Origin of the sequence: Burkholderia sp. Bmkn7 (genome assembly GCF_041103175.1) — a bacterium.
GTDB classification, from domain to species: Bacteria; Pseudomonadota; Gammaproteobacteria; order Burkholderiales; family Burkholderiaceae; genus Burkholderia; species Burkholderia cepacia.
This window is the reverse complement of record NZ_JBGCUH010000003.1, coordinates 548,188-573,717: the sequence shown is the minus strand read 5'-3', so window position 1 is coordinate 573,717 and position 25,530 is coordinate 548,188. Positions and strand designations below refer to the sequence as shown.

19 protein-coding genes and 1 riboswitch are annotated in these 25,530 nt (G+C 67.8%); of the genes, 5 read left to right on the top strand and 14 right to left on the bottom strand.

The window, feature by feature from the left end; all coding sequences use genetic code 11:
• Nucleotides 1-24: 24 nt before the first annotated feature.
• From thiE to AB3K92_RS24065, 4 genes are read right to left on the bottom strand one after another with little or no spacing between them, the layout of a single operon-like run.
• Entirely contained in the window at nt 25-1,149 is a 1,125-nt protein-coding gene (gene thiE / locus AB3K92_RS24080; RefSeq protein WP_063807512.1) for a thiamine phosphate synthase, read from the bottom strand.
• Entirely contained in the window at nt 1,146-1,961 is an 816-nt protein-coding gene (locus AB3K92_RS24075) for a thiazole synthase (RefSeq protein WP_021163925.1), read from the bottom strand. The genes thiE and AB3K92_RS24075 overlap by 4 nt, the downstream gene beginning before the upstream one ends.
• 38 nt (nt 1,962-1,999) lie before the next feature.
• Nucleotides 2,000-2,197, bottom strand: coding sequence for a sulfur carrier protein ThiS (gene thiS, locus AB3K92_RS24070; RefSeq protein ID WP_011350713.1), 198 nt, complete (start codon nt 2,195-2,197; stop codon nt 2,000-2,002).
• Between the two features lie 31 nt (nt 2,198-2,228).
• Nucleotides 2,229-3,365 (bottom strand): FAD-dependent oxidoreductase, encoded by a 1,137-nt coding sequence (locus AB3K92_RS24065; RefSeq protein ID WP_124923787.1) that lies wholly within the window; start codon nt 3,363-3,365, stop codon nt 2,229-2,231.
• A 225-nt stretch (nt 3,366-3,590) separates the two neighbouring features.
• A riboswitch (TPP riboswitch) is annotated at nt 3,591-3,714 on the bottom strand.
• Nucleotides 3,715-3,983: 269 nt separating this feature from the next.
• On the opposite strand from AB3K92_RS24065, the gene AB3K92_RS24060 reads away from it, so the two are divergent.
• The 4 genes from AB3K92_RS24060 to AB3K92_RS24045 all read left to right on the top strand — a co-directional run bounded on the left by AB3K92_RS24060 (nt 3,984) and on the right by AB3K92_RS24045 (nt 9,387).
• Entirely contained in the window at nt 3,984-5,753 is a 1,770-nt protein-coding gene (locus tag AB3K92_RS24060; protein ID WP_021163928.1) for an ABC transporter ATP-binding protein/permease, read from the top strand.
• Nucleotides 5,750-6,526 carry an SDR family NAD(P)-dependent oxidoreductase gene (locus AB3K92_RS24055; RefSeq protein ID WP_059589735.1) on the top strand — a complete coding sequence of 259 codons (777 nt, stop codon included), beginning with the start codon at nt 5,750-5,752 and terminating at the stop codon, nt 6,524-6,526. The genes AB3K92_RS24060 and AB3K92_RS24055 overlap by 4 nt, the downstream gene beginning before the upstream one ends.
• A gap of 238 nt (nt 6,527-6,764) precedes the next feature.
• Complete coding sequence (locus tag AB3K92_RS24050) at nt 6,765-8,027, top strand: MFS transporter (protein WP_027788552.1); 1,263 nt, start codon at nt 6,765-6,767, stop codon at nt 8,025-8,027.
• Between the two features lie 25 nt (nt 8,028-8,052).
• Nucleotides 8,053-9,387 carry a D-amino acid dehydrogenase gene (locus tag AB3K92_RS24045; protein WP_060233284.1) on the top strand — a complete coding sequence of 445 codons (1,335 nt, stop codon included), beginning with the start codon at nt 8,053-8,055 and terminating at the stop codon, nt 9,385-9,387.
• Nucleotides 9,388-9,682: 295 nt separating this feature from the next.
• Here the strand turns inward: AB3K92_RS24045 and thpR are convergent, their stop codons facing one another.
• The 5 genes from thpR to AB3K92_RS24020 all read right to left on the bottom strand — a co-directional run bounded on the left by thpR (nt 9,683) and on the right by AB3K92_RS24020 (nt 19,317).
• Nucleotides 9,683-10,261: an RNA 2',3'-cyclic phosphodiesterase gene (gene thpR / locus AB3K92_RS24040; RefSeq protein ID WP_124469771.1), complete on the bottom strand. Its 579-nt coding sequence runs from the start codon at nt 10,259-10,261 to the stop codon at nt 9,683-9,685.
• A complete protein-coding gene (locus tag AB3K92_RS24035) occupies nt 10,258-11,748 on the bottom strand; it encodes a sodium:alanine symporter family protein (protein ID WP_059859855.1) in 1,491 nt (496 codons plus the stop codon). The genes thpR and AB3K92_RS24035 overlap by 4 nt, the downstream gene beginning before the upstream one ends.
• Before the next feature lie 311 nt (nt 11,749-12,059).
• Nucleotides 12,060-13,526 carry a glutamate synthase subunit beta gene (locus AB3K92_RS24030; protein ID WP_021162703.1) on the bottom strand — a complete coding sequence of 489 codons (1,467 nt, stop codon included), beginning with the start codon at nt 13,524-13,526 and terminating at the stop codon, nt 12,060-12,062.
• Between the two features lie 85 nt (nt 13,527-13,611).
• Nucleotides 13,612-18,315 (bottom strand): glutamate synthase-related protein, encoded by a 4,704-nt coding sequence (locus AB3K92_RS24025; RefSeq protein ID WP_021162704.1) that lies wholly within the window; start codon nt 18,313-18,315, stop codon nt 13,612-13,614.
• A 288-nt stretch (nt 18,316-18,603) separates the two neighbouring features.
• Nucleotides 18,604-19,317, bottom strand: a complete 714-nt coding sequence (locus AB3K92_RS24020; RefSeq protein WP_006477151.1) for a transposase — start codon at nt 19,315-19,317, stop codon at nt 18,604-18,606.
• A gap of 193 nt (nt 19,318-19,510) precedes the next feature.
• Here AB3K92_RS24020 and AB3K92_RS24015 point away from each other — a divergent pair, with 193 nt between their 5' ends.
• Nucleotides 19,511-20,242 (top strand): OmpW family protein, encoded by a 732-nt coding sequence (locus tag AB3K92_RS24015; protein WP_021162706.1) that lies wholly within the window; start codon nt 19,511-19,513, stop codon nt 20,240-20,242.
• A 164-nt stretch (nt 20,243-20,406) separates the two neighbouring features.
• Here the strand turns inward: AB3K92_RS24015 and ugpQ are convergent, their stop codons facing one another.
• The 5 genes from ugpQ to ugpB all read right to left on the bottom strand — a co-directional run bounded on the left by ugpQ (nt 20,407) and on the right by ugpB (nt 25,476).
• Nucleotides 20,407-21,171: a glycerophosphodiester phosphodiesterase gene (ugpQ, locus tag AB3K92_RS24010; protein ID WP_369465947.1), complete on the bottom strand. Its 765-nt coding sequence runs from the start codon at nt 21,169-21,171 to the stop codon at nt 20,407-20,409.
• Nucleotides 21,172-21,199: 28 nt separating this feature from the next.
• Complete coding sequence (locus AB3K92_RS24005; protein WP_042977269.1) at nt 21,200-22,285, bottom strand: sn-glycerol-3-phosphate import ATP-binding protein UgpC; 1,086 nt, start codon at nt 22,283-22,285, stop codon at nt 21,200-21,202.
• A gap of 32 nt (nt 22,286-22,317) precedes the next feature.
• Nucleotides 22,318-23,163 (bottom strand): sn-glycerol-3-phosphate ABC transporter permease UgpE, encoded by an 846-nt coding sequence (gene ugpE, locus AB3K92_RS24000; RefSeq protein ID WP_027788562.1) that lies wholly within the window; start codon nt 23,161-23,163, stop codon nt 22,318-22,320.
• The gene (gene ugpA, locus AB3K92_RS23995) at nt 23,160-24,044 is read right to left on the bottom strand and encodes a sn-glycerol-3-phosphate ABC transporter permease UgpA (protein ID WP_369465946.1); all 885 of its coding nucleotides are present in this window, start codon (nt 24,042-24,044) and stop codon (nt 23,160-23,162) included. The genes ugpE and ugpA overlap by 4 nt, the downstream gene beginning before the upstream one ends.
• A 97-nt stretch (nt 24,045-24,141) precedes the next feature.
• Entirely contained in the window at nt 24,142-25,476 is a 1,335-nt protein-coding gene (ugpB, locus tag AB3K92_RS23990) for a sn-glycerol-3-phosphate ABC transporter substrate-binding protein UgpB (protein ID WP_048025746.1), read from the bottom strand.
• Between the last annotated feature and the right edge of the window lie 54 nt (nt 25,477-25,530).

Here is a 25,530-nt window from a genome sequence, read left to right as displayed (position 1 = left end):
GTGACGCCGTTCCGGGCCCTGCGGTCAATGATTGTCAAATTGTCCGGGAAAACATTGCTGCAATGCAACAACGGCAGCCCGATAGTCGGCCGCGCCCGTCACCGCACTGACCACCGCGACACTGCCGACACCCGTCGCCAGCACGGCCGGCAGCGCGTCGAGCCCCACCCCGCCGATCGCGACGAGCGGCGCACGCGCCCCCGCGAAGCGTGCATAGCGGGCAATCCGCGCCAGGCCCTGCGGCGGCGCGGCGACGGCCTTGGTCGCGGTCGCAAACACGGGGCCGAGCGCGAGGTAGCTCGGGCGCTCGTGCAATGCGCGCAACATTTCGTAATAACCGTGGCTCGAAAGTCCGAGCCGCAGGCCTGCGCGCGCGATCGCGGCCAGATCGGCCGTTTCGAGGTCTTCCTGGCCCAGATGAACGCCGTACGCCCCCTCTTCCACGGCGATCTGCCAGTGATCGTTGATGAACACGCGCGCATCGGGATGGCGGCGCCCGGCCGCGACCGCGCGTGCGATTTCCCGCCGCAACGTGTCCGGCGTCGCGCCTTTCACGCGCAGTTGCACGGTCCGCACACCGCAATCGAGCACGCGCTCGACCCATTCGGCGTCCGGCACGACCGGATAGAGGCCGAGCTGCGCGGGGCACGGCGCGAACGCCGGCTCCGGCGCGGCCGGCAGCCCGGCGACACGCGGAAACCGCGCGGCGTCGACCGGCCACGCATCGGCGGCGCGCGTTTCGTCGCCGTCGCGCCAGGCCAGCGCCAGCACCAGCGCGTCGACCGGCGCAAAGCCGCAGTCGAGGAACGCGGCGAGCGCGGCAATCCAGTCGTCCGCGAGCGGGTGCGCGGCGTCGAGCGCGTGGCGCGCGCCCGCCGTGTGCAGCACCGCGCCCTGCTCGTCGAATTCGATCGCGACCGCGCCCGGCGCCGCGGGCCGCGACGCGGCCGACGCGCGCGCCTGCGCGGCGCGGTCGCCGGCCGATACGATCAGCACGTCGCCGTCGGCCGGCGCATCGGGAACCGCGACGCAAAGCCGCCACGGCGCGGCGGCGCCCGGCCAGTCGCCCAGCCGGGCGCGAATCCGTTCGGCCGCTTCGGCCAGTTCGTCGGCCGGCGGCCAGAATGCATCGGCGAAACGCACGCTCATGCGCCGCCCCCGTCCTGGTGCCAGAACGGCATCCCGACGACCGGCGTGCTGGCGTGCGCGGTCTCGCGCGCGTCCATCGGCCCGGCGAGATACGCGGCACGGCCGGCCTCGACGCCCTGCGCGAACGCACGCGCCATGATCTCCGGGTGCGTGGCCTGCGACACGGCGGTGTTCAGCAACACGCCGTCGAAGCCCCATTCCATCACCTGGCACGCGTGCGACGGCACGCCGAGCCCGGCGTCGACGATCAGCGGCACGTCCGGCAGGCGCTCGCGCAGCACGCGCAGCCCGTACGGGTTCACGACGCCCTTGCCGGTGCCGATCGGCGCGCCCCATGGCATCAGCGCCTCGCAGCCGGCGTCGAGCAGGCGCCGGCCGATCACGAGATCCTCGGTGCAGTACGGCAGCACCTTGAAACCGTCCTTGACCAGTTGCGCGGCCGCCTCGATCAGGCCGACCGGGTCGGGCTGCAGCGTGTAGTCGTCGCCGATCAGCTCGAGCTTGATCCAGTCGGTGCCGAAGACCTCGCGCGCCATGTGCGCGGTCGTCACGGCTTCGGCGACGGTCTGGCAGCCGGCCGTGTTCGGCAAGAGCGGCACCGCGTGGCGCTTGAGCAGGTCGAAGAAGCCGGCTTCGGCCGTGCCGCCCGTCATCTGGCGGCGCAGCGCGACCGTCACCATCCCGGGGCGCGACGCGGCGATCGAATCGGACAGCGACTGCAGCGACGGATAGCGCGACGTGCCGATCAGCACGCGGCTTGCGAAGGTTTCGCCGTACAGCGTCAGCGCGTCGGCGGAGGTGAGGGACGTCATGTCGTTTTCCTGAAAGAGCGGGGACGAACCGGCGGCGCTCAGCCGCCCGCGACCGGGTGCACGACGTCGAGCTTGTCGCCCGCCGCGAGTGCGCGCGCCGCGTGCTGCGTGCGCGCGACGAAGTTGCCGTTCAGCGCGACCGCGTACGGCGGACGCGCGCCGTACGCGGCGAGCGCGTCGGCCACCGTTGCGCCGTCGGGCAACGTCAGGTTCTGTTGGTTGATCTGGATGTCCATGAGGCTCGTCGAATTCGGTCGGCGGTGCGCGTCAGGCCGGCTGGCGCGCGTCGTTGCGGTAATGAAGGAGCGTCGGCCAGCGCTCGGCGTCGCGCCACGCGGCGAACGCGTCGGGATCGCCGAACACGCCGCCGAGCGCGGCTTCGGCAAGCGCGACGGCCGCGTGCGCGACTTCCGGCGCGATCATGAAGCCGTGCCGGTACAGGCCGTTGACGGCGAGCGTCGACGCACCATCCCAGATCACCGCCGGGCGATGATCGGGCAGCGTCGGCCGGCACTGCGCATTGAGTTCCAGGATGCGCGCCTCGCCGAACGCCGGATGCACGGAGAATGCCGCGCTCAGCAGTTCGAGCGCGGAGCGCACGCTGACGGGCGACATGTCCTCGCCCTCCACCTCGGTCGCGCCGATCACGTAGAGATCGTCCTGCTTCGGTGCGATGTAGAGCGGGTAGCGCGGATGCAGCAGCCGCACGGGCCGGGTGAGCCCGATGCCGGGCGCGTGCACGCGCGCGACTTCGCCGCGGATGCCGCGCAACGCGGGCAGCGCGGGTTTCGCGCCGAGCCCGCGGCAATCGATCGTGAAATGCGCGGCGGGCAGGTTCGCATCGTCGATCGTGACGTGCCAGTGCAGGTCGACGCCGCGCTCGGCGAGGCCGGCCGCGAGCGCGCGCAGCGCCTGGCGATTGTCGAGCTGGCCTTCGTTCGGCAGCAGCAGGCCGCGCGCGAAGCGGCCCGCGAGCACCGGCTCGGCCACGTCGACCTGCGCGCCGGCGAGGGTCACGAAACCGCTGTCGAACAGGCCGGCCGGCGCGTTCGCGCGCACGCGCCGCTCGAACAGCGGCGCCTCCGCGCGGTCGGCGTGATGCCAGACGACGAGCGTGCCGTGATGCTGGAAGAAGACGGGTTCGGGCAGTTCCGCGAGCCACTGCGGCCAGCGCGCGAGCGACGCGGCGCCGAGCTCGGTGATCAGCAGCTCCGCGCTCGCCGCTTCCGCGAGCGGTGCGAGCATGGCGGCCGCGATCCACGCGGCCGACTGCTCGCCGTCCGGGCCGCCGCGCTCGTAAAGCGCGACGCGATGGCCGTCGCCTGCGAGCCGCCATGCGATCAGGCGGCCGACGAGGCCGCCGCCGAGCACCGCGAAATCGGGGTGGGTGTCCCGGACGTTCATCGCGCCCCCTCCGCGCGGGCGCGCCCGACGAACGTCGACGCGCACGCGCCGCCGCATGCGAACGCACGCGACATCGGGCCGGGAACCATGCAAAAGACTGAAGATTGTGCGGTCATCATTCCTTCCGTAACGCGCAATGCGCGTACCCAAAAGGACGAAACCGGCAGCAAAGGCCGGCCGGGCGGGACTCGGGCGCTGACCATGTGGGATGGCAGCCAGCGCGACCCGGCGGGATCAGAAACTTCCCTCGCCGGTATTACCCGGATCGGGTGCGAAGGGTCTTTCTCAGCCTCATTGCGCTGCCCGGAACATCCGCCGGCCGCGCTACAAAGCACCCCTGTTTCGTCGTCGGCCATTAGACCATAAAAGCGGAAAGCGCCGCAAACTGTCCCCCTTGCGGCAAATTCGCCGTCGTGCCGCGCCGCTCTGGCACAATGCCCGCAGGCCGGCCGCACGAGCGGCCGGTTGCCGCGTCACCGCCGGCCTTAAGTGCCGTTTAAGACACGCGGGCGACCATCCGGACGCCCGCCGTCAGTCGGCGCCGCGTCCCGGCATGCCGTATCGCGGCGCGCGCCCGGCTTCGCCCGGCCCGCGCGCCGGCTACTCATCAGGAAGCACATGACCCAATCGATCGATCCCGTCCGCTCCGCCTCCGACGCGCCGCAGGACGAGCGCCCGGTATCCGCATGGAGCCTCATCAAGCCCTACTGGGTATCGTCCGAATGGAAAATCGCATGGGGCCTGCTGGTCGCGATCATCGCGATCAACCTCTGCGTGGTCTGGATCAACGTCCGGCTCAACAAGTGGAACGCGGAGTTCTACAACGCGCTGCAGTCGAAGGACGTCCACGACTTCCCGAACCTGCTGATGCAGTTCTCCGCGCTCGCGTTCGCGTTCATCATCCTCGCCGTGTACGGCCGCTACCTGCGGCAGATGCTCGGCTTCCGCTGGCGCCAGTGGCTCACCGACCGTTTTCTCGGCCAGTGGCTCGGCGATCGCGCGTTCTACCGGATCGAACGTGACCGTCTCGCCGACAACCCCGACCAGCGGATCACCGACGACCTTCAGTCGTTCTCGACGACCACGCTCGCGCTGTCGCTCGACCTGCTGTCGACGGTCGTCACGCTCGTGTCGTTCATCACGATCCTGTGGTCGCTCGCCGGCGCGCTGACGCTCTCGCTCGGCGCGACGCCGATCACGATCCCCGGCTACATGGTGTGGGCGGCGGCACTGTACGCGGTGGTCGGCTCGCTGATCATCCAGAAGGTCGGCCACCCGCTCGTGTCGATCAACTACCAGCAGCAGCGCGTCGAGGCCGACTTCCGCTTCGGGCTGATCCGCGTGCGCGAGAACGCCGAGCAGATCGCGTTCTACGACGGCGAGAAGACCGAGACCGGCAACGCGCAAAACCTCTTCATGCGCATCCGCGACAACTGGTGGCGCGTGATGAAGTACACGAAGCGGCTCACGTTCGTGCTGAGCTTCTACGGGCAGATCGCGATCATCTTCCCGCTCGTCGTCGCCGCGCCGCGCTATTTCGCGGGCGCGTTCTCGTTCGGCGTGCTGATGCAGATCTCGTCCGCGTTCGGTACCGTCAGCGATTCGTTCTCGTGGTTCATCAACAGTTACTCGACCCTCGTCGAGTGGCGCGCCACCGTCAACCGTCTGCGCGAATTCAAGCGCGTGATGGGCACGTCGCACCTGAAGGAAAGCCTGTCGCCCGCGACCGAGCACGGTGGCATCAACCTGCATTACGTCGACGCCGCGAAGCTGTCGACGTCGTCGCTCAAGCTCGCGCTGCCGAACGGCAACGCGCTCGCGAACATCGGCAGCGTCACGATCGAACCCGGCTCGCGCTGGCTCGTGATCGGCAAGTCGGGTTCCGGCAAGAGCACGTTCATGCGCGCGCTCGCGGGGCTCTGGCCGTTCGGCGACGGCGCGATCGATGCGCCGGTCGGCGCGCGGATGATGTTCGTGCCGCAAACGAGCTATCTGCCGATCGGCACGCTGAAGGCCGCGCTCACCTATCCGGCGACAGCCGACGCGTTCAGCGACGAAGCCTGTCGCGACGCGCTGCGCGCATGCCGCCTCGACGATTATGCCGAGCGCCTCGACGAGACCGCGCACTGGACCCGCGTGCTGTCGCCGGGCGAACAGCAGCGCCTTGCCGGCGCGCGCGTGCTGCTGCACAAACCCGACTTCCTGTTCCTCGACGAAGCGACGAGCGCGCTCGACGCCGACAACGAGGCGCGCCTGTACCACCTGTTCGCCGAACGGCTGCCGAAGGCCGCGATCGTCAGCATCGCGCACCGCGAGTCGCTGGCCGCGTTCCACGTCGGCACGATCAACGTCGAGCGCGTGAACGACAGCGACAAGGTCGCCGCGTGAGGCCACGCGCCGCGCACGTCGCCCGGATCGCGCTGATCACCGGCGCCGGCTCGGGGATCGGCGCGGCGCTCGCGCGGCGGCTCGCGGCGCCCGGCATCGCACTGGCGCTGCACGCACGCGGCGCGGACGAAGCGGCACGCGCGCGGCTCGCCGAAGTCGCCCGCGCGTGCACGGCGGCCGGCGCGGAGTGCGTCACGCTCACCGGCGATCTCGGCGAGCCGGGCGTGGCCGCGTCGCTCGTCGATGCCGCCGCCACGCGCTTCGGCGGGCTCGATCATCTCGTCGCCAACGCCGGCTTCGCCGCGCGGCAATCCTTTTCCGGTCTTTCCTCGGACGCGCTCGCGTCCGCCTTCGCGGCGATGCCCGGCGCGTTCTCCGCGCTCGCGGGCCGCGCGCGGCCGCTGCTCGAGGCGTCGGCCGCGCCGCGGATCGTCGCGGTCAGTTCGTTCGTCGCACACCGCTACCGCGCCGACGCGCCGTTCGCGGCCACCGCCGCCGCGAAGGCCGCGCTCGAATCGCTCGTGCGCACCGCCGCCGCCGAATTCGCCGCGCGCGGCATCACCGTCAACGCGGTCGCGCCGGGCTTCACGCGCAAGGACCACGGGCCGAGCGCCGGCAACGCCGACGCATGGGCACAGGCCGAACAGGCGACACCGCTCGGCCGGATCGCCGAACCCGACGACGTCGCCGCGCTGATCGCGTTCCTCCTGTCGGATGCGGCGCGACAGATCACCGGGCAGATCGTCCACATCGACGGCGGCCTGACGCTCTGAATCGAGCGGCCGTACGTCGTGCGGTCGCGCGGGACGTCGCTGCCACCGACGTTGGCGTGGCACGCGAGCGCGATCGGCGCTCGCACGTTCCCGGGACACCCGCCGTTCCACGCCGCCCTCCCACCCTCGCCGCCCGCCGCGCCCTCGCTCCCGTCTTTTTGGCGCCCCGCTCCCCGCCCGTAAAATAACCGCCACGCGGCAGCGCGAGACAGGACGAGACAACAGGGGGACGGCAAGCATGCAGGCATTCCAGTGGTTCGACGAGTTGTCGACACGCGAACGCAGGACGCTGTATGCCGGATTCGGCGGCTACGCGGTCGATGCGTTCGACTTCATGATCTATTCGTTCCTGATTCCGACGCTGATCGCAGCCTGGGGCATGACGAAGAGCGAGGCCGGGATGATCGCGACGAGCTCGCTGATCTCGTCCGCGCTCGGCGGCTGGGTCGCCGGCATCCTCGCCGACCGCTACGGCCGCGTGCGCGTGCTGCAGTGGACGATCGCGACGTTCGCGCTGTTCACGTGCCTGTCCGGCTTCACCCATTCGTTCTGGCAACTGCTCGCGACACGCACGCTGCAGGGCTTCGGCTTCGGCGGCGAATGGTCGGTCGTGACGATCATGATGGCCGAGACGATCCGCTCGCCCGAACACCGCGCGAAAGCCGTCGGCACCGTGCAGAGCAGCTGGTCGTTCGGCTGGGGCGCGGCCGCGATCCTCTACTGGGCGTTCTTCGCGCTGCTGCCCGAGCAGGTCGCATGGCGCGCATGCTTCTGGATCGGCATCGCGCCCGCGCTGTGGATCCTGTACATCCGCCGCAACGTCAGCGATCCGGACATCTACACGGCCACCCGCCGCGCGCGCGACGAAGGCCGCGTGTCGGGCCACTTCCTCGAGATCTTCTCGCCGCCGCACCTGCGCGCGACGCTGTTCGGCAGCGCGCTGTGCACCGGGATGCTGGGCGGCTACTACGCGATCACGACGTGGCTGCCCACCTACCTGAAAACCGTCCGCCACCTGTCGGTGTTCAACACGAGCGGCTATCTCGTCGTGCTGATCGTCGGCTCGTTCGTGGGCTACGTGGTCGGCGCGATCCTGTCCGACCGGCTCGGCCGCCGCGCGTCGTTCATCCTGTTCGCGATCGGTTCGTTCTCGCTCGGCATGGCGTACACGATGCTGCCGATCACCGACACCGCGATGCTGCTGCTCGGCTTCCCGCTCGGGATTGTCGTGCAAGGGATCTTCGCGGGCGTCGGCGCGTACCTGTCGGAGCTGTATCCCGGTGCGATCCGCGGCTCGGGCCAGGGCTTCTGCTACAACCTCGGGCGCGGGCTCGGCTCGTTCTTCCCGATCCTCGTCGGCTCGCTGTCGCAGTCGATGTCGCTCGTGAAGGCGATCGGCCTCGTCGCGGGCGGCGGCTACCTGCTCGTGATCGTCGCGGCGCTCGTCCTGCCGGAAACGCGCGGCAAGTCGCTCGTCGACGATCCGGCCGTCGCGTCCTGAGCAACCGCCACGTTCCGGAAACCGCATGCACGTGATCGTTCTCGGCGCCGGCGTGATCGGCGTCACCACTGCCTGGCACCTGCGCGAAGCAGGTTGCGAGGTCACCGTGATCGAACGCGAGGCCGATGTCGCGCTGGCGACGAGCCTCGGCAACGCGGGCGTGATCGCGCCCGGCTACGTGACGCCGTGGGCCGCCCCCGGGATGCCCGGCAAGATCCTCAAGTACCTGTTCGAGCCCGCGTCGCCGCTGATCTTCCGGCCGACGCTCGAAGCCGCGCAGTGGCGCTGGATCGCGCGCTGGCTGCGCGAATGCGAATTCGAGCGGTTCCGTGTGAACAAGCAGCGGATGCAGCGCATCGCCTATTACAGCCGCGCATGCCTGCACGCCTTTCGTGACCGGCATCCGTTCGACTACGGCGCGAGCCGGGGCTACCTCCAGCTGCTGCGCGGTGCGTTCGACGTGCAGATGGTCCAGCCTGCGCTGAAGGTGCTGCGCGACGCCGGCATCGCGTTTCGCGAGCTCGATGCGGCCGGCTGCACGGCGATCGAGCCGGGCCTGCGCTGGGCGCAGCAGGCACCCGTCGGCGGCATCTACCTGCCCGACGACGAAGCGGGCGACTGCGCACGCTTTACGCGTGAACTGCGGGCGCTGTGCGAAGCAAACGGCGTGACGTTCCGCTTTCACACGGACGTGCAGGCGCTCGACGTTGAAGCGGGCCGGGTGCGCGGCGTGCGGACCGTCGGTAACGGCAACGAGGATGACGATACGCCGGATCGTGCACGAGCGCATCCGCACGCATCGAACGCCGGCAGCAAGCAACGCGACGCGCGGCTCGCCGCCGACGCGATCGTCGTCGCGCTCGGCGTCGACAGCGCCGCGCTGCTGCGGCCGCACGGCATCGACGTGCCGCTCTATCCGGTGAAGGGTTACTCGGCGACGCTCTCCGTCGTCGACGACGAAAAAGCGCCGCACGCCGCGCTGATGGACGAATCGCTGAAGACGGCGATCACGCGCTTCGGCCCGACGTTGCGCGTCGCGGGTACGGCGGAACTCGGCAACCGGCATGCAGCGCTGCGCCGGCAGGCGCTCGATACGCTGATGAAGGTGCTCGACGACTGGTTCCCGCACGCGGCCGATCGCGCATCGGCGCGCTTCTGGGTCGGCCGCCGGCCGATGACGCCCGACGGGCCGCCGCTGCTCGGCGCGAGCGGGATCGACGGGCTCTGGCTCAACGTCGGCCACGGCTCGACGGGTTGGGCGATGTCGATGGGGTCGGGGAAGGTGGTGGCGGATCTCGTCACGGGACGGGAACCGGAGATCGACTTGTCGGGCCTGACGCTCGCGCGCTACGGCCGGTAGGCCCGGTGGCCCGGTGGCCTGCTGCCTCGGTGCCTCGGTGCCTCGGTGCCTCGGTGCCTCGGTGCCTCGGTGCCTCGGGGGCTCGGGGGCTCGGGGGCTCGGGGGCTCGGGGGCTCGGGGGCTCGGGGGCTCGGCGGCCCGGTGGCCCGGTGCCTCGGCGGCCCGGTGCCTCGGCGGCTCAGCTGGCCCGGCAGGCTCGGCAGACCCGGCAGACCCGGCAGACCCGGCAGGCCGGACGATATCGCCGACGCGATACACATCGCGTCCGGCAATCACACCACGGTGCGCAAGCCGCTCACTGCGGCGCCGGACCGTCCGCCTCACTATCCACCCATGCGATCGGCGCGGACACGACCGGCCGATGCGACACGCCCTCGTGCGACAGCCGGCTTTCGAACAACGTCAGCGCTTCGACACGCACCGCGACCGCCCGCCCGGGCGCACCGCCGTGCGCGGGCTGGCCGACCGCATCGCGCGGCAGCCGCGCGAGCGTCACGTGCGGCCGGAACGGCCGCCGGTCGGCCGGCACGCCGAGTTCGCCCAGCAGCGCAACCAGCCCGGCATTCAACGCCAGGCAGGCAGGATCGGCCGCGAGCTCCGCGACGATCAGCCTCGCGCGCGGCAGGCTCGGCCACCACGCGATCCGCTCGACCGGCAGCAACGGCAGCGCATGGGCGGCCGCGAGCGCGGGCAGATGCGCGGCCAGCGCCTCGCATCGGTCCCGTTCGATCGCGCCGATGAACGCGAGCGTCATGTGCAGTTGCGCGGGCTGCGTGCGCCGCGCCCCGCGGGTGACCGGCAACGCGTGCAGCGCGTCGCGCGAAGCCGCATCGGGCATCAGCGCGACGAACGCACGGAGCCGGTCGCCGTTCATGACTCGCTCACCGCGCCACGCGGCGTGCGTGCCGTTTGAGCCGAAGCGGGACGCTGCGGCAGCGGGCCGTGCTCGCCCCACACGTCGGCCGGCAGCACGCGCGCGAGCTCGGGGATCGTGTTGCGCGTGAACACCGGATCGGCGATACCCGCCGCGCGCTGGCGACGATAGTCGGCCCATGCGGCGTGCGCATGCTTGCCGAGCGCGAGGATCGCGATCAGGTTGATGATCGCCATCAATCCCATGCTCGTATCGGCCATCGCCCAGACGAGCGGCAGTTGCCCGACGCTGCCGAACATCACCATGCCGAGCACCGCGACACGGAACAGCGGCAGCACGCCGCGCCGCTTCGTGATGAATTCGACGTTGCCCTCCGCATACGCGTAGTTGCCGATCACCGACGAAAACGCGAGGAAGAAGATCGCGACGGCCATGTAGATACCGCCCCAGTCGCCGACGTGGCTCGAGATCGCGCGCTGCGTGAGCGCCGCGCCTTCCATCCCCGTGCCGACTTCGTACTGGCCCGACAGCAGGATCACGAACGCGGTCGCGCTGCAGATCACGATCGTGTCGACGAACACGCCGAGCATCTGGATCAGCCCCTGCGTGACGGGGTGCCGCGTGCTCGCGGTCGCGGCCGCGTTCGGCGCGCTGCCCATCCCCGCTTCGTTCGAGAACAGCCCGCGCTTCACGCCGATCGCGATTGCCTGGCTGACCGCGTAGCCGGTCAGGCCGCCTGCCGCCTGCTCGAGGCCGAATGCGCTCCTCACGATCAGCGCGATCACGTCCGGCACGAGCGCGATGTGCGTCGCGACCGCATAGACCGCGAGCGCGAGATAGCCGATCGCCATCAGCGGCACGATCACCTGCGCGACCGTCGCGATACGGCGGATGCCGCCGAAGATGATCGGCGCGGACAGCAGGACGAGGCCGAGGCCGACCGTCTCGCGGCTCCAGCCGAACGACGTATGGAATGCGTCGGCGATCGCGTTCGCCTGCACCGCGTTGAACACGAAACCGAACGCGAGAATCAGCGACAGCGAGAACAGCACGCCGAAGCCGCGCGAGCGCAGGCCCGTCTGGATGTAGTACGCGGGGCCGCCGCGATAGCTGCCGTCCGGGTGCGACACCTTGAAGATCTGCGCGAGCGTCGCCTCGACGAACGCGGACGACATCCCGACCAGCGCCGTCATCCACATCCAGAAGATCGCGCCCGGCCCGCCGACCGTCAGCGCGACCGCGACGCCGGCGATGTTGCCGGTGCCGACGCGGCTCGCGAGCCCGGTCGCGAACGCCTGGAACGACGAGATGCTGCCCGGCTCGCCCTTGCTGCCGACCAGTTTCATGCTGAGGAACAGCGCCTTCAGCTGGATCATCCGAAACCGCAACGTGAACCACGCACCGGCGCCGAGCAGCAGCGCGATCAGCACGTAGTTCCACAACACGCCGTTGACGGCGTCGATCAGCCCATGCAGGAGTGCTTCCATCCGGTTTCCTTGTAAATAGGGTCAGTCATGAGCGTCGACCGCGAACGCGGCCCGAGGGGCGACATGATATGACAGTTTTCAAGGATTATTACAAAACGAAAGGATTTGGGATGACGAGAAATCGCGCCCGGATGTCATCAGGTTAGACGACGCTTCGCGAAAATGAGGCGTGACGGCACGGCAAGGCAGCCCGATCGGACGGCGCCGTCTCGCACGTGAAACCGGGGCGCCCCGGCTGGCGCCAGCCATAAAAAAAACCGGGCGCCCTTTCGGACGCCCGGCTTCCGTCGAATCCGCTCGCGATATTCAGCTTATCGCGGCAGGTTCGAATGCCCCATCAGGTACGCATCGACCGAGCGCGCGCACTGGCGGCCTTCGCGGATCGCCCACACCACGAGCGACTGGCCGCGACGCATGTCGCCTGCGGCGAACACCTTGTCGACCGACGTGTAGTACGAGCGATCGCCTTCGGTCGCCGCCCGTGCGTTGCCGCGCGCGTCCTTCGCAACGCCGAACGCTTCGAGCACCGGCGCCGCCGGCTGCGTGAAGCCCATCGCGAGCAGCACGAGATCGGCCTTCAGTTCGAACTCGGAGCCCGGCACTTCCTGCATCTTGCCGTCCTTCCACTCGACGCGCGCAGCGATCAGCTTCTCGACCTTGCCGTTCTTGCCTTCGAGACGCTTCGTCGCGACCGCCCAGTCGCGCTCGCAGCCTTCCTCGTGCGACGACGACGTGCGCAGCTTGATCGGCCAGTACGGCCACACGAGCGGCTTGTTCTCCTCTTCCGGCGGCTGCGGCAGCAGCTCGAACTGCGTGACCTGCTTCGCGCCGTGACGGTTCGACGTGCCGACGCAGTCCGAACCCGTATCGCCGCCGCCGATCACGATCACGTGCTTGCCCTTCGCGAGCAGCTGGTCGGCGAGCTTGTCGCCCGCGTTCACGCGGTTCTGCTGCGGCAGGAAGTCCATCGCGTAATGCACGCCGGCGAGCTCGCGGCCCGGCACCGGCAGGTCACGCGGCGTTTCCGAACCGCCCGCGATCACGACCGCGTCGAATTCTTCCTTCAGCGTGTCCGGAGAAATGGTTTCCTTCGCGAGGCTGCCGATCGACTCGGGCAGCGGATCCTTGCCGATGAACACGCTGGTGCGGAACGTCACGCCTTCCGCTTCCATCTGGCGCATGCGGCGGTCGATCAGCCACTTCTCGAGCTTGAAGTCGGGAATCCCGTAACGCAGCAGGCCGCCGACACGGTCGTTCTTCTCGAACACCGTCACGTCGTGGCCCGCGCGCGCGAGCTGCTGCGCGGCGGCGAGGCCCGCGGGGCCCGAACCGACGACCGCAACCTTCTTGCCCGTCTTGTGCTCGGCCGGCAGCGGCTTCACCCAGCCCTCCGCCCAGGCCTTGTCGATGATCGCGTGCTCGATCGACTTGATGCCGACCGGGTCGTTGTTGATCCCGAGCGTGCACGCCGCCTCGCACGGCGCCGGGCAGATGCGGCCCGTGAACTCCGGGAAGTTGTTGGTCGAATGCAGGACTTCGATCGCCTGCTGCCAGTCCTGGCGGTAAACGAGATCGTTGAAATCCGGAATGATGTTGTTGACCGGGCAGCCGTTGTTGCAGAACGGGATGCCGCAATCCATGCAGCGCGCGCCCTGGACCTTCGCGTCCGCGTCGGTCAGTGCCGCGACGAATTCCTTGTAGTGCTTCACGCGCGTGAGCGGTGCTTCGTACGCCTCGTGGCGGCGTTCGAACTCCAGAAAACCGGTTGCCTTGCCCATAAGGTGCTCTTCTGTTCGGTGTATCGGGTGGGGGAGCCGCGCGCGGCCGTCAGGCGCGCGCGGCATTCGCTATGTCGTTCGTCGCTCAGGCGGCCAGTTCTTCCTTCGCCGCCTTCTTCGCACCGATCTCGCCCAGCGCGCGCTTGTATTCGTGCGGGAACACCTTCACGAACTGGCGGCGCGCCGCGTCCCAGTTTTCCAGCAGCGACTTCGCGCGCGGCGAACCCGTGAACTGGAAATGACGCTCGACGAGCCCCTTGAGCAGCGCTTCGTCCGTCGTGCCTGCATGCCAGAGTGCGCGGTCGACCGTGCGCTCCTGCTCGGCCTGCTGCAGCACCGGCTCGAGCGCGACCATCGACTTGTTGCACTTCGCCGCGAACGTGCCTTCCGGATCGTAGATGTACGCGAGACCGCCCGACATGCCGGCCGCGAAGTTGCGCCCGGTCTCGCCGAGCACGACGACCGTACCGCCCGTCATGTATTCGCAGCCGTGGTCGCCCGTGCCTTCGACGACCGCCGTCGCGCCCGAGTTGCGCACGCAGAATCGCTCGCCCGCGACGCCGCGGAAGAAGGCTTCGCCTTCGATCGCGCCGTACATCACCGTGTTGCCGCAGATGATGTTTTCCTCGGACTTGCCGCGGAAGTCGTTGGTCGGACGGATGATGATCCGGCCGCCCGACAGGCCCTTGCCGACGTAGTCGTTGCCGTCGCCGACGAGGTCGAGCGTCACGCCCTTCGCGAGGAACGCGCCGAAGCTCTGGCCGGCCGTGCCCTTCAGCTGGATATGCACCGCGTCGTCGGCCAGGCCTTCGTGGCCGTGCTTCTTCGCGATCACGCCCGACAGCATCGCGCCGACCGTGCGGTTCACGTTGCGCACCGGCTGGATGAACGACACGTGCTCGCCGTTCTCGATCGCCGCCTTCGCCTTCTCGATCAGCACGTGGTCGAGTGCGCGCTCGAGGCCGTGATCCTGCACGTCGACGTGACGCGGCGCGACGTCCTCGCACTCTTCCGGCTGGTAAAACACGCGCGAGAAGTCGAGGCCCTTCGCCTTCCAGTGCTCGATGCCCTTGCGGGTGTCGAGCAGGTCGGCGCGGCCGATCAGGTCGTCGAACTTCGCGACGCCGAGCTGCGCCATGATCTCGCGCACTTCCTCGGCGACGAAGAAGAAGTAGTTCACGACGTGCTCGGGCTGGCCCTTGAACTTCGCACGCAGCACCGGATCCTGCGTCGCGACGCCGACCGGGCACGTGTTCAGGTGACACTTGCGCATCATGATGCAGCCCTCGACGACGAGCGGTGCCGTCGCGAAGCCGAATTCGTCCGCGCCGAGCAGCGCGCCGATCACGACGTCGCGGCCCGTCTTCATCTGGCCGTCGGCCTGCACGCGGATCCGGCCGCGCAGGCGGTTCAGCACCAGCGTCTGCTGCGTTTCGGCGAGGCCGAGTTCCCACGGCGTGCCCGCGTGCTTGACCGACGACAGCGGCGACGCACCCGTGCCGCCGTCATGGCCGGCGATCACGACGTGATCGGCCTTCGCCTTCGCGACACCAGCCGCGACCGTGCCCACGCCCACTTCCGACACGAGCTTCACCGAGATGCTCGAGCTCGGGTTCACGTTCTTCAGGTCGTGGATCAGCTGCGCCAGATCCTCGATCGAGTAGATGTCGTGGTGCGGCGGCGGCGAGATCAGGCCGACACCCGGCACCGAGTAACGCAGCTTGCCGATGTACTCGGACACCTTGTGGCCCGGCAGCTGGCCACCTTCGCCCGGCTTCGCGCCCTGCGCCATCTTGATCTGGATCTGGTCGGCCGATGCCAGGTACTCGGCGGTGACGCCGAAGCGGCCCGACGCGACCTGCTTGATCTTCGAGCGCAGCGAATCGCCGTCCTTCAGCGGAATGTCGCTGACGATCTCGTCGCCGATCACCGACTTCAGCGTCTCGCCCGACTTGATCGGAATGCCGCGCAGCTCGTTGCGGTAACGCTTCTCGTCCTCGCCGCCCTCGCCGGTGTTCGACTTGCCGCCGATCCGGTTCATCGCGATCGCGAGCGTCGCGTGCGCTTCGGTGCTGATCGAACCGAGCGACATCGCGCCCGTCGCAAAGCGCTTGACGATGTCCTTCGCCGGCTCGACGTCGTCGATCGGGATCGCCTTGGTCGGCTCGACCTTGAACTCGAACAGGCCGCGGAACGTCATGTGACGCTTGGTCTGGTCGTTGATCAGGTGCGCGTATTCCTTGTACGTCTGGTACGAGTTGCTGCGCGTCGCGTGCTGGAGCTTCGCGATCGAATCCGGCGTCCACATGTGGTCTTCGCCGCGCACGCGGTATGCATACTCGCCGCCCGCGTCGAGCATGTCGCGCAGGACCGGGTTGTCGCCGAATGCGTCGCGGTGCAGGCGAATCGCTTCTTCCGCGACTTCGAACAGGCCGATGCCGCCGACCTTCGACGCCGTGCCCTTGAAGTACTTCTCGACGAGGTCGCTCGACAGGCCGAGCGCTTCGAAGATCTGCGCGCCCGTGTACGACATGTACGTCGAGATGCCCATCTTCGACATCACCTTCTGCAGGCCCTTGCCGACCGCCTTCGTGAAGTTGTAGACGGCCTTCTCCGGCGACAGGTCGCCCGGCAGGCCTTCGGCCATCTTCGCGAGCGTTTCCATCGCGAGGTACGGGTGCACGGCTTCCGCGCCGTAGCCCGCGAGCAGCGCGAAGTGGTGCGTCTCACGTGCGGAGCCCGTCTCGACGACGAGGCCCGTGCTCGTGCGCAGCCCTTGCTGGACGAGGTGCGTGTGGATCGCCGACGTGGCGAGCAGCGCCGGGATCGCGACATGCTCGGCGTCCGTCTTGCGATCGGACACGATCAGCATGTTGTAGCCCGACTTCACCGCGTCCACGGCTTCCGCGCACAGCGACGCCAGGCGCGCCTCGATGCCTTCCTTGCCCCACGCGACCGGATAGCAGATGTTCAGCTCGTATGCGCTGAACTTGCCGCCCGTGTACTGGTCGATCGCGCGGATCTTCGCGATGTCCTTGAAGTCGAGCACCGGCTGCGACACTTCGAGACGCATCGGCGGGTTGATGTTGTTCGTGTCGAGCAGGTTCGGCTTCGGGCCGATGAACGACACGAGCGACATGACCATGTTCTCGCGGATCGGGTCGATCGGCGGGTTCGTGACTTGCGCGAACAGCTGCTTGAAGTAGTGATAGAGCGTCTTGTTCTTGTTCGACATCACCGCGAGCGGCGAGTCGTTGCCCATCGAACCGACGGCCTCTTCGCCCTGCTGCGCCATCGGCGCCATCAGGAACTTCAGGTCTTCCTGCGTATAGCCGAACGCCTGCTGGCGGTCGAGCAGCGCGGCGCCCTGCGTACGGCCGGCCGCGACTTCCTCGGCCTTCGGCTCGATCTCGTCGAGCTTGATGCGCACCGCGTCGATCCAGCTCTTGTACGGCTTCGCGTTCGCGAGGTTGTCCTTCAACTCCTTGTCGTCGATGATGCGGCCGTGTTCCATGTCGATCAGGAACATCTTGCCCGGCTGCAGGCGCCACTTCTTGACGATCTTCGATTCGGGGATCGGCAGCGTGCCGGCTTCCGACGCCATGATGACGAGGTCGTCGTCGGTGACGATGTAGCGCGCCGGGCGCAGGCCGTTACGGTCGAGCGTCGCGCCGATCTGGCGGCCGTCGGTGAACGCGATCGCGGCCGGGCCGTCCCACGGCTCCATCATCGCGGCGTGGTATTCGTAGAACGCGCGGCGGTTCTCGTCCATCAGCGTGTGTTGTTCCCACGCTTCCGGGATCATCATCATCACCGCGTGCACGAGCGGGTAGCCGGCCATCACCAGCAGTTCGAGACAGTTGTCGAACGACGCCGTATCGGACTGGCCCGGGTAGATCAGCGGCCACAGCTTCGGAAGATCGTCGGCGAGCACGTGCGATGCGATCGCGCCGGTACGCGCGTTCAGCCAGTTCACGTTGCCCTTCACGGTGTTGATCTCGCCGTTGTGCGCGATCATCCGGTACGGGTGAGCCAGTTCCCATGCCGGGAACGTGTTGGTCGAGAAGCGCTGATGCACGAGCGCGAGCGCCGACACGACGCGCGTGTCCTGCAGGTCGCGGTAGTACACGCCGACCTGGCCCGCGAGCAGCAGCCCCTTGTAGACGATCGTGCGCGCCGACATCGACGGCACGAAGTATTCCTTGCCGTGCTTGAGCTTCAGCGCCTGGATGCGGTGGCTCGCCGTCTTGCGGATCACGTACAGCTTCCGCTCGAGCGCATCCGTCACCATGATGTCCTTGCCGCGGCCGATGAAGATCTGGCGGATCAGCGGCTCGCTCGCCTTCACGGTCGGCGAAATCGGCATCGCATGGTCGACCGGCACGTCGCGCCAGCCGAGCACGACCTGGCCTTCGGCCTTCACCGTGCGCTCCAGCTCCTGCTCGCACGCGAGACGCGATGCGTTTTCCTTCGGCAGGAAGATCATGCCGACCCCATATTCGCCGGCCGGCGGCAGGTTCACGCCCTGCTTCGCCATTTCCTCGCGATAGAACGCGTCCGGAATCTGGATCAGGATGCCCGCGCCGTCGCCCATCAGCGGATCGGCACCGACCGCGCCACGGTGATCGAGGTTCTCGAGGATCTTCAGACCCTGCTGAATGATCTCGTGGCTCTTCTTGCCCTTGATGTGAGCGACGAAGCCGACGCCGCAGGCGTCGTGTTCGTTTTGCGGGTCATACAGACCTTGTGCGGCGGGCACCGCGGCGAGCGGCTGCTGGTGGTCGTTCATGGGGACACCGTCGTAAAGGGGGCCTGGAGGCCGTTGAACCATTTTCTTGTTGCCGTCGATCCCGCTCCCGACGGGAGACGGCGCGGCCGACAGTGGGTGGGCATGCTTCGCCCGGGCCACCGGAATTCGGAATATACGCGACGAATCAAGGGAATAGCAACAAAAACCGCTTGATCGAACCCCAATTAAACGGATGCTTCGATCTGGTGCCATTTTATTGGGGCTGTATCGTTTTGGTGCAAAAAGAAGCGGCGCCCGCAGCGCCGCTTCTGGCCCGCCTTTCCCGCGTTACTGCTGGATCGGCGGCGTGTTCTCGCGCACCTTTCTGGGGCGTCCGCGCGGCAGCGGCGATACGCGCCGGTTTGCCGTGCGCGCCGCCCACTCGCGATAGTTCTCGCCGCCGAGCACCCAGCCTTTCAGCGTCGCCTGCTGCAACTGGTCGGCCTGCCGCTCGTCGAGCGGCTGCTCGCACAGCTCCTTGTACGCGCGCTGGCGGTCGAACGGCGTATTGCCGAGCGCCCAGTAGAGCGGATGGTCGGTGATCAGGCTGTCGACGGTGAGCCCGACGTGATGCCGGTAGCTCGACCAGCGATAGGCCTCCGGCGTCGCGACCAGCTGCGCGCGCACCGGGCTCATCTCGACGACGCGGCTCGCGAGCAGGAAATAGCGCTCGCCTTCGATCACGGTCGCGCGATAGCGGCCTTCCCACAGGGTGCCGCGCCGCGAATAGCGCCGGTTGAAATGCGCGACGTAGCGGCGGCCGACAGCCTGCATCGCTTTCGGCAGGCTCGCCTCGTCGCTCGGCGTGACGAGCAGTTGCACCTGGCGCGGCAGCAGCACGTAGGCGTGCACCGACAGGTGGTGATCGCGCGCGGCGGCCTTCAGGCAATCGATGAAGAGTTCGTAGTCCTGGTCGTCGACGAACGCGGGTTGCTGATCCAGGCCGCGCAGTATCACGTGCTGCGGCTGGTCGGGAACGTAGAGTCGTGCTAACCGTGCCATGCTGAATGTCCGTTTGAACGCGTTAGGAAATACCCGAGGGTCCGGAAGTGCGCACTTGCACAGAATGCCCGTCCTGTCGGTGCGCGGATGCGTACGGTCGTACTAATCCTAGGGTGAAAACTCTAACTTACGAGCTTGTTTGGTTTTAAACGCAGTCGTCATAATGAGCACGCCTTAGATCGGAGGAGACACAATGAAACGAAAACTGGCCATTACGGGGGCTGCAGCGCTCGCATTTACGTTTGCGGGCGGTACGGCACATGCACAATCCGCAGGTGATTTCTACGTCAGCACCGGCTGGCTGCACCTTGCGCCGCAGGACAGCAGCGACCCGCTGTTCCTGTACGGCGTAGGCGGCACGCCGATCAACCAGTCGGTTCCCAACACCGGCGCCGGCATCAGCGACGCCGACACGCTCGCACTGGCAACCGGTTACTTCGTGACCGACCACATCGCTACCGAGTTCATCGCCGGCATCCCGCCGAAGTTCGACATCACCGGCAAGGGCCAGTTCTCGCGTTTCGGTACGCTCGGCCGTGCGTACCAGTGGAGCCCCGCGCTCCTCCTGAAGTACTACTTCAACGACGCCAACGCGAAGTTCCGTCCGTATGTCGGCATCGGCGCTTCGTATATCTGGTTCACCGGCGCAAAGATCACGAACAGCGCGTTCGAGAACGGCGTGCTCGGCGGCCCGACCAGCGCGCAGACCAGCAACCAGTGGGCACCCGTCTTCAACGCCGGCTTCACGTACAACTTCACGAAACACTGGTTTGCCGGCTTCTCGATGTCGTACATCCCGGTGAGCGTGACCGCGACCTTCACGACGGCCAAGCGGACCCAGGTCGGCACGCTGACCGAAACGTCGAAGGCTCACATCTCGCTGAACCCGATCGTCACGTACCTGAACGTCGGCTACCGCTTCTAAGCGTAGTCGAATATTTGGGGAATGGTTAATCCCGCTGCAATTTGTAGCGGATTTTTCCTGACGTAACGTCTCCACGATGTAAAACGCCCCGGCGGAAATCCCGCCGGGGCGTCGTTTTTTTGTCTCAGGGTCTTCCCGTACGCGCCATCGCGCGGCGCATTCCGCTACGCGATGTCGTCCAGCGCATCGGGGGCAATCAGGTCGATCCGGTCCGTGCAGACCGCGTCGACACCCCAGCGCACAAGTTCGCGAGCGCGTTCGAGGTCGTTCACCGTGTAAACCAGGATGCGCAGGCCGACCGCCTTGATCGCGCGCACGAGCGGTTCGTCCAGCTGTTTGTGGTCTGCATGCAACGAAACGCAGCCGAGCGCGCCGACAACCTGCGCATGCCAGTCGTCCGGCACGGCCTCGTAAAGCATCCCGCGCGGCAGCGCCGGCGCCGTCGCGCGCGCCTGTTGCAATGCATCGAACGAGAACGACGACAAGAGCGGCGCCACCGCGGCATCGCGCCAGTATGCGGCCGCGTCGGCCGCCACGCGCCGCCCGGTCTCGCGCTCGCGCCCCGGGCACGGCTTGATCTCGACGTTGGCGGCCAGCCCGTGCGCGATGCAACGCGCCGCCGCCGCCTCGAGCGTCGGCATCCGCTCGCCCGCGAAGCGCGCGTCGCGCCACGCGCCGGCATCGAGTGCGGCCAGCGCCTCATATCGCATGCCCGCCGCCGGCCCGTGACCGTTCGACGTCCGGTCGACCGTGTCGTCGTGCAGCAGGAACGTCACGTCGTCGGCCGACAGCTTCGCGTCGAATTCGACCATCCGGTGGCCACGGCGCGCGCCCTCGTCGAGCGCGGCGAGCGTGTTCTCCGGCGCGAGCGTGCCACCGCCGCGATGGGCGACGACGCGCGGATAGGGCCAGTCGGTACGGGTTGTCATCGTCGGTCTCCCGGCAGGTGCAGCAGGTTCAGCCGGCACGCTTGCCGGTCTCCGGATCGAAGAAATGCAGCCGGTGCGCGGGCAGTGCGGCCGCCAGCGCCGTGCCGCGCGCGGGGCGGTCCGCGTGCGGCAGGCGCACCGCGACGTCATGGTTGCCCCAGCGGCCGTGCGCGAGGTTGTCCGCGCCGAGCAGCTCGCACGAGTCGACCGGCAGCGTCGCCTGCGCGACGCCCGGCTGCGGTGTCATATGCTCCGGACGCACGCCGAGCACCCAGTCGCGCCCGGTGGCGATCTCCGCGCCGATGCCGGGCGAACCGGCGACCGGCAGCGCGGGACCGCCGCCCGCGACCGTAAACGTCGCGCCGTCGTCCGAAAGCCGGCCGTGCATCAGGTTCATCGCGGGCGAGCCGATGAAGCCCGCGACGAACACCGTTGCCGGCTTCTCGTACACGTCGACCGGCGCGCCGATCTGCTCCGCGTAGCCGCGGTTCATCACGATCACGCGCTGCGCGAGCGTCATTGCCTCGATCTGGTCGTGCGTCACGTAGACGCTCGTCGTCGCGAGCCGCGCATGCAGCCGCTGGATCTCGAGCCGCATCTGCACGCGCAATTTCGCGTCGAGGTTCGACAACGGCTCGTCGAACAGGAACACCGACGGCTCGCGCACGATCGCGCGCCCCATCGCGACGCGCTGCCGCTGGCCGCCCGACAGCTCGCGCGGGCGCCGCGCGAGCAGCGGCTCGAGTTCGAGGATCTTCGCGGCCGCTGCCACCCGCGAGTCGATCGTCGCGCGCTCGATCCCGCGGATCTTCAGCCCGTAGCCCATGTTCTGCGCGACCGTCATGTGCGGATACAGCGCATAGTTCTGGAATACCATCGCGATGTCGCGATCCTTCGGCTCCAGCGTGTTGACGACGCGCTCGCCGATCGCGATCTCGCCGTCCGTCACCGTCTCGAGCCCCGCGATCATCCGCAGCAACGTCGACTTGCCGCAGCCCGACGGGCCGACCAGCACGATGAATTCGCCGTCGGCGATCTCCACGTCGATGCCATGCAGCACGTGCTGCTTGCCGTCGTAGGATTTCCTGACGCCCTTCAAGCTCAGCGCAGCCATACCTGGTCCTTCTCCCGGTTACCGTCCGTGGTTCATTTCTCGGAATCGACGAGGCCGCGCACGAACCAGCGCTGCATCGCCAGCACGACGACGAGCGGCGGAATCATCGCCAGCAGCGTCGCCGCCATCACGTATTGCCATTCGGTCGCGGCGTCGCCGCTCGCGATCATCATCTTGATGCCCACCACCGCCGTCGACAGCGATGCCTCCGTCGTGATCAGGATCGGCCACAGGTACTGGCTCCAGCCGTAGATGAACGTGATCACGAACAGCGCCGCGATGCTCGTCTTCGACAGCGGCAGCACGACGTCCCAGAAGAAGCGCATCGGCCCCGCGCCGTCGATGCGCGCGGCGTCCATCAGTTCGTCGGGCAGCGTCATGAAGAACTGCCGGAACAGGAACGTCGCGGTGGCCGACGCAATCAGCGGCAGCGTCAGCCCGGCGTAGGTGTTCGTCAGGTGCAGCGTCGACACGACCTGCACGGTCGGGAAGATCCGCACTTCCACCGGCAGCATCAGCGTGACGAAGATCAGCCAGAACGCCGTGTTGCGGAACGGGAAGCGGAAATAGACGATCGCGTATGCGGACAGGATCGACACCGCGATCTTGCCGACCGAGATGCCGAGCGCCATCGCGAAGCTGTTGACGAGCAGGCGGCCGAACGGCGCCGTCGCGGCACCGCTGCCGTGGCCCCAGATATACGCGATGTTCTCGAACAGGTGCGTGCTCGGCACGAGCGACAGCGGCACCGTGAGCACTTCCTGCGCGCTCATCGTCGCCGCACAGAACGCGACGTAGACGGGGAACACGATCAGCACGACGCCCGCGATCAGCACCGCGTGGCAGAACAGGTCGAAACCCTTGCGATTTTCGATCATGCGTATTGCACCCTGCGTTCGACGAAACGGAACTGGATCACCGTGAGCCCGACGACGATGATCATCAGCACCACCGACTGCGCGCCGGAGCTGCCGATGTCGAGCCCCTGGAAGCCTTCCGCGTAGATCTTGTAGATCAGCGTCTTCGTGCTCTGCGCGGGGCCGCCGCCGGTGGCCGCGTCGATCACCGGGAACGTGTCGAAGAACGAATAGACGAGGTTGACGACCAGCAGGAAGAAGCTGGTGGGCGACAGCAGCGGCAGCACGAGGTTGAAGAAACGTCGCACCGGCCCCGCGCCGTCGATCGCCGCCGCCTCGATCAGCGAACGCGGAATCGCCTGCAGGCCCGCGTAGAAGAACAGGAAGTTGTAGCTCACCTGCTTCCATACCGACGCGAGCACGACGAGGAACATCGCCTGCCCGCCGTTCAGCGCGTGATTCCACACGATGCCGCCCTTCGCGAGCGCATAGGTGATCAGGCCGATACTCGGATTGAACAGGAACGCCCACAGCACGGCGGCGATCGTCGGCGCGACCGCGTACGGCCAGATCAACAGCGTGCGATATGTGCGCGCGCCACGGGTCACGCGGTCGGCGCACGCGGCGAGCAGCAGCGACACGACGAGCCCGCTCACCGTGACGAGCGTGCTGAACACGAGCGTCGTGCGGAACGAATCGAGATACAGCGGATCGGCGAACAGGTGCGTGAAGTTCGAGAAGCCGACGAATTCACTCGACGTGCCGAACGCGTCCTGCATCTGCGTCGACTGCCATAGCGCGACGCCGGCCGGCCACAGGAAGAACACGGCGGTGATCGCGAGTTGCGGCGCGATCAGCAGGTACGGCAGCAGGCTCGTGCCGAAACGGGAACGGGATTGCATCGCGGATATCCGGTCAGGCGAAACGGAAAGGAAACCGCGCCGCCGGCCGGCCCGCGCGCTTGCGCGGCGCGGCCGGCGGCACGAACGCGATGCGCGCTTAGCTGCCCGACTTCTCGAAGCGGCGCAGCAGCTCGTTGCCGCGCGAGGCCGCCGAATCGAGCGCGTCCTTCGGCGATTTCTTCTGCGCCCAGACCTGTTCGAACTCCTCGTCGACGACCGTGCGGATCTGCGGCATGTTGCCCAGGCGCAGCCCCTTCGTGTACGGCAGCGGCGGCTTGTTCAGCATCTGCTTGATCGCGGTTTCGGCGCTCGGGTTCTTCGCGTAGAAGCCCTGTTCGCGCGTCAGGTCGTATGCCGCCTTGGTGACCGGCAGGTAACCCGTGTCCTGGTGCCACTTCGCGGCGACGGCCGGCGATGCGAGAAACGCGAGGAATTTCGCGACGCCCTTGTAGGTCGCCGGATCCTTGCCCGCCAGCACCCACAGGCTCGCGCCGCCGATGATCGCGTTCTGCGGCGCGCCCTTCACGTTCGCGTCGTACGGCATCATGCCCGTGCCGAAGCTGAACTTCGCGAACTTCTGCAGGTTCGCGAGCGCGCCCGACGACGTCGTCATGATCCCGCAGTCGCCGCTGTAGAACTTCGCCGATGCTTCGTCCTTGCGGCCCGCGTACGTGAACGTGCCGTCCTTCGCCATCTGCTGCAGGAACGACACGTGCGCGATCTGCTGCGGCTTGTTGAATTCGAGCACGGCGTCCGTACCGTCGAAGCCGTTGTTGCGGCTCGCGAACGGCAGCGCATGCCACGCGCTGTAGTTTTCGAGCTGGATCCAGCCCTGCCAGCCGGTCGTGAAGCCGCACGCCATCCCCGACTTGCGCAGTTTCTCGGCATCGTCCTTCACGTCGGCCCACGTCTTCGGCGGCTGGTTCGGATCGAGCCCGGCCTTCTTGAACGCGTCCTTGTTGTAGTACAGCACCGGCGTCGAGCTGTTGAACGGCATCGACACGAGATGGCCCGTCTTCGCGTCGCTGTAGTAGCTCGCGATGGTCGGCACGAACGCCTTTTCGTCGAGCGGCACGCCAGCCTGCCTGAACACGTCGTAGACGGGCACGACGGCCTTCTTCGCCTGCATCATCGTGGCCGTGCCGACTTCATAGACCTGGAGGATCGCCGGCGCATTGCCGCTGCGGTAGGCCGCGATGCCGGCCGCGAGCGCCTGGTCGTAGGTACCCTTGAAGACCGGCACGATCTTGTAGTCGCTCTGCGACGCGTTGAACTGGTCGGCGATCGCGTTGACCCGCTCGCCGAGCGCGGCCTCCATCGCATGCCAGAACTGGATTTCCGTCGCGGCGAGCGCCACGTGCTGCACCCCGAACATCAGCGCGCCGCCGAGCGCGATCGAACGAACCAGTGTCCCCGCAGGCTTCTTCTTCATCGACCTCTCTCCTATGAAAACGTTACCAACAGCGTGTGCAACATTCCCATCGCC

What these genes read in the sequence shown, in the direction of transcription:
- thiE (WP_063807512.1), bottom strand. Translation starts at nt 1,149, where the DNA reads ATGAGCGTGCGTTTCGCCGATGCATTCTGGCCGCCGGCCGACGAACTG.
- AB3K92_RS24075 (WP_021163925.1), bottom strand. Translation starts at nt 1,961, where the DNA reads ATGACGTCCCTCACCTCCGCCGACGCGCTGACGCTGTACGGCGAAACC.
- thiS (WP_011350713.1), bottom strand. Translation starts at nt 2,197, where the DNA reads ATGGACATCCAGATCAACCAACAGAACCTGACGTTGCCCGACGGCGCA.
- AB3K92_RS24065 (WP_124923787.1), bottom strand. Translation starts at nt 3,365, where the DNA reads ATGAACGTCCGGGACACCCACCCCGATTTCGCGGTGCTCGGCGGCGGC.
- AB3K92_RS24060 (WP_021163928.1), top strand. Translation starts at nt 3,984, where the DNA reads ATGACCCAATCGATCGATCCCGTCCGCTCCGCCTCCGACGCGCCGCAG.
- AB3K92_RS24050 (WP_027788552.1), top strand. Translation starts at nt 6,765, where the DNA reads ATGCAGGCATTCCAGTGGTTCGACGAGTTGTCGACACGCGAACGCAGG.
- AB3K92_RS24045 (WP_060233284.1), top strand. Translation starts at nt 8,053, where the DNA reads ATGCACGTGATCGTTCTCGGCGCCGGCGTGATCGGCGTCACCACTGCC.
- thpR (WP_124469771.1), bottom strand. Translation starts at nt 10,261, where the DNA reads ATGAACGGCGACCGGCTCCGTGCGTTCGTCGCGCTGATGCCCGATGCG.
- AB3K92_RS24035 (WP_059859855.1), bottom strand. Translation starts at nt 11,748, where the DNA reads ATGGAAGCACTCCTGCATGGGCTGATCGACGCCGTCAACGGCGTGTTG.
- AB3K92_RS24030 (WP_021162703.1), bottom strand. Translation starts at nt 13,526, where the DNA reads ATGGGCAAGGCAACCGGTTTTCTGGAGTTCGAACGCCGCCACGAGGCG.
- AB3K92_RS24025 (WP_021162704.1), bottom strand. Translation starts at nt 18,315, where the DNA reads ATGAACGACCACCAGCAGCCGCTCGCCGCGGTGCCCGCCGCACAAGGT.
- AB3K92_RS24020 (WP_006477151.1), bottom strand. Translation starts at nt 19,317, where the DNA reads ATGGCACGGTTAGCACGACTCTACGTTCCCGACCAGCCGCAGCACGTG.
- AB3K92_RS24015 (WP_021162706.1), top strand. Translation starts at nt 19,511, where the DNA reads ATGAAACGAAAACTGGCCATTACGGGGGCTGCAGCGCTCGCATTTACG.
- ugpQ (WP_369465947.1), bottom strand. Translation starts at nt 21,171, where the DNA reads ATGACAACCCGTACCGACTGGCCCTATCCGCGCGTCGTCGCCCATCGC.
- AB3K92_RS24005 (WP_042977269.1), bottom strand. Translation starts at nt 22,285, where the DNA reads ATGGCTGCGCTGAGCTTGAAGGGCGTCAGGAAATCCTACGACGGCAAG.
- ugpE (WP_027788562.1), bottom strand. Translation starts at nt 23,163, where the DNA reads ATGATCGAAAATCGCAAGGGTTTCGACCTGTTCTGCCACGCGGTGCTG.
- ugpA (WP_369465946.1), bottom strand. Translation starts at nt 24,044, where the DNA reads ATGCAATCCCGTTCCCGTTTCGGCACGAGCCTGCTGCCGTACCTGCTG.
- ugpB (WP_048025746.1), bottom strand. Translation starts at nt 25,476, where the DNA reads ATGAAGAAGAAGCCTGCGGGGACACTGGTTCGTTCGATCGCGCTCGGC.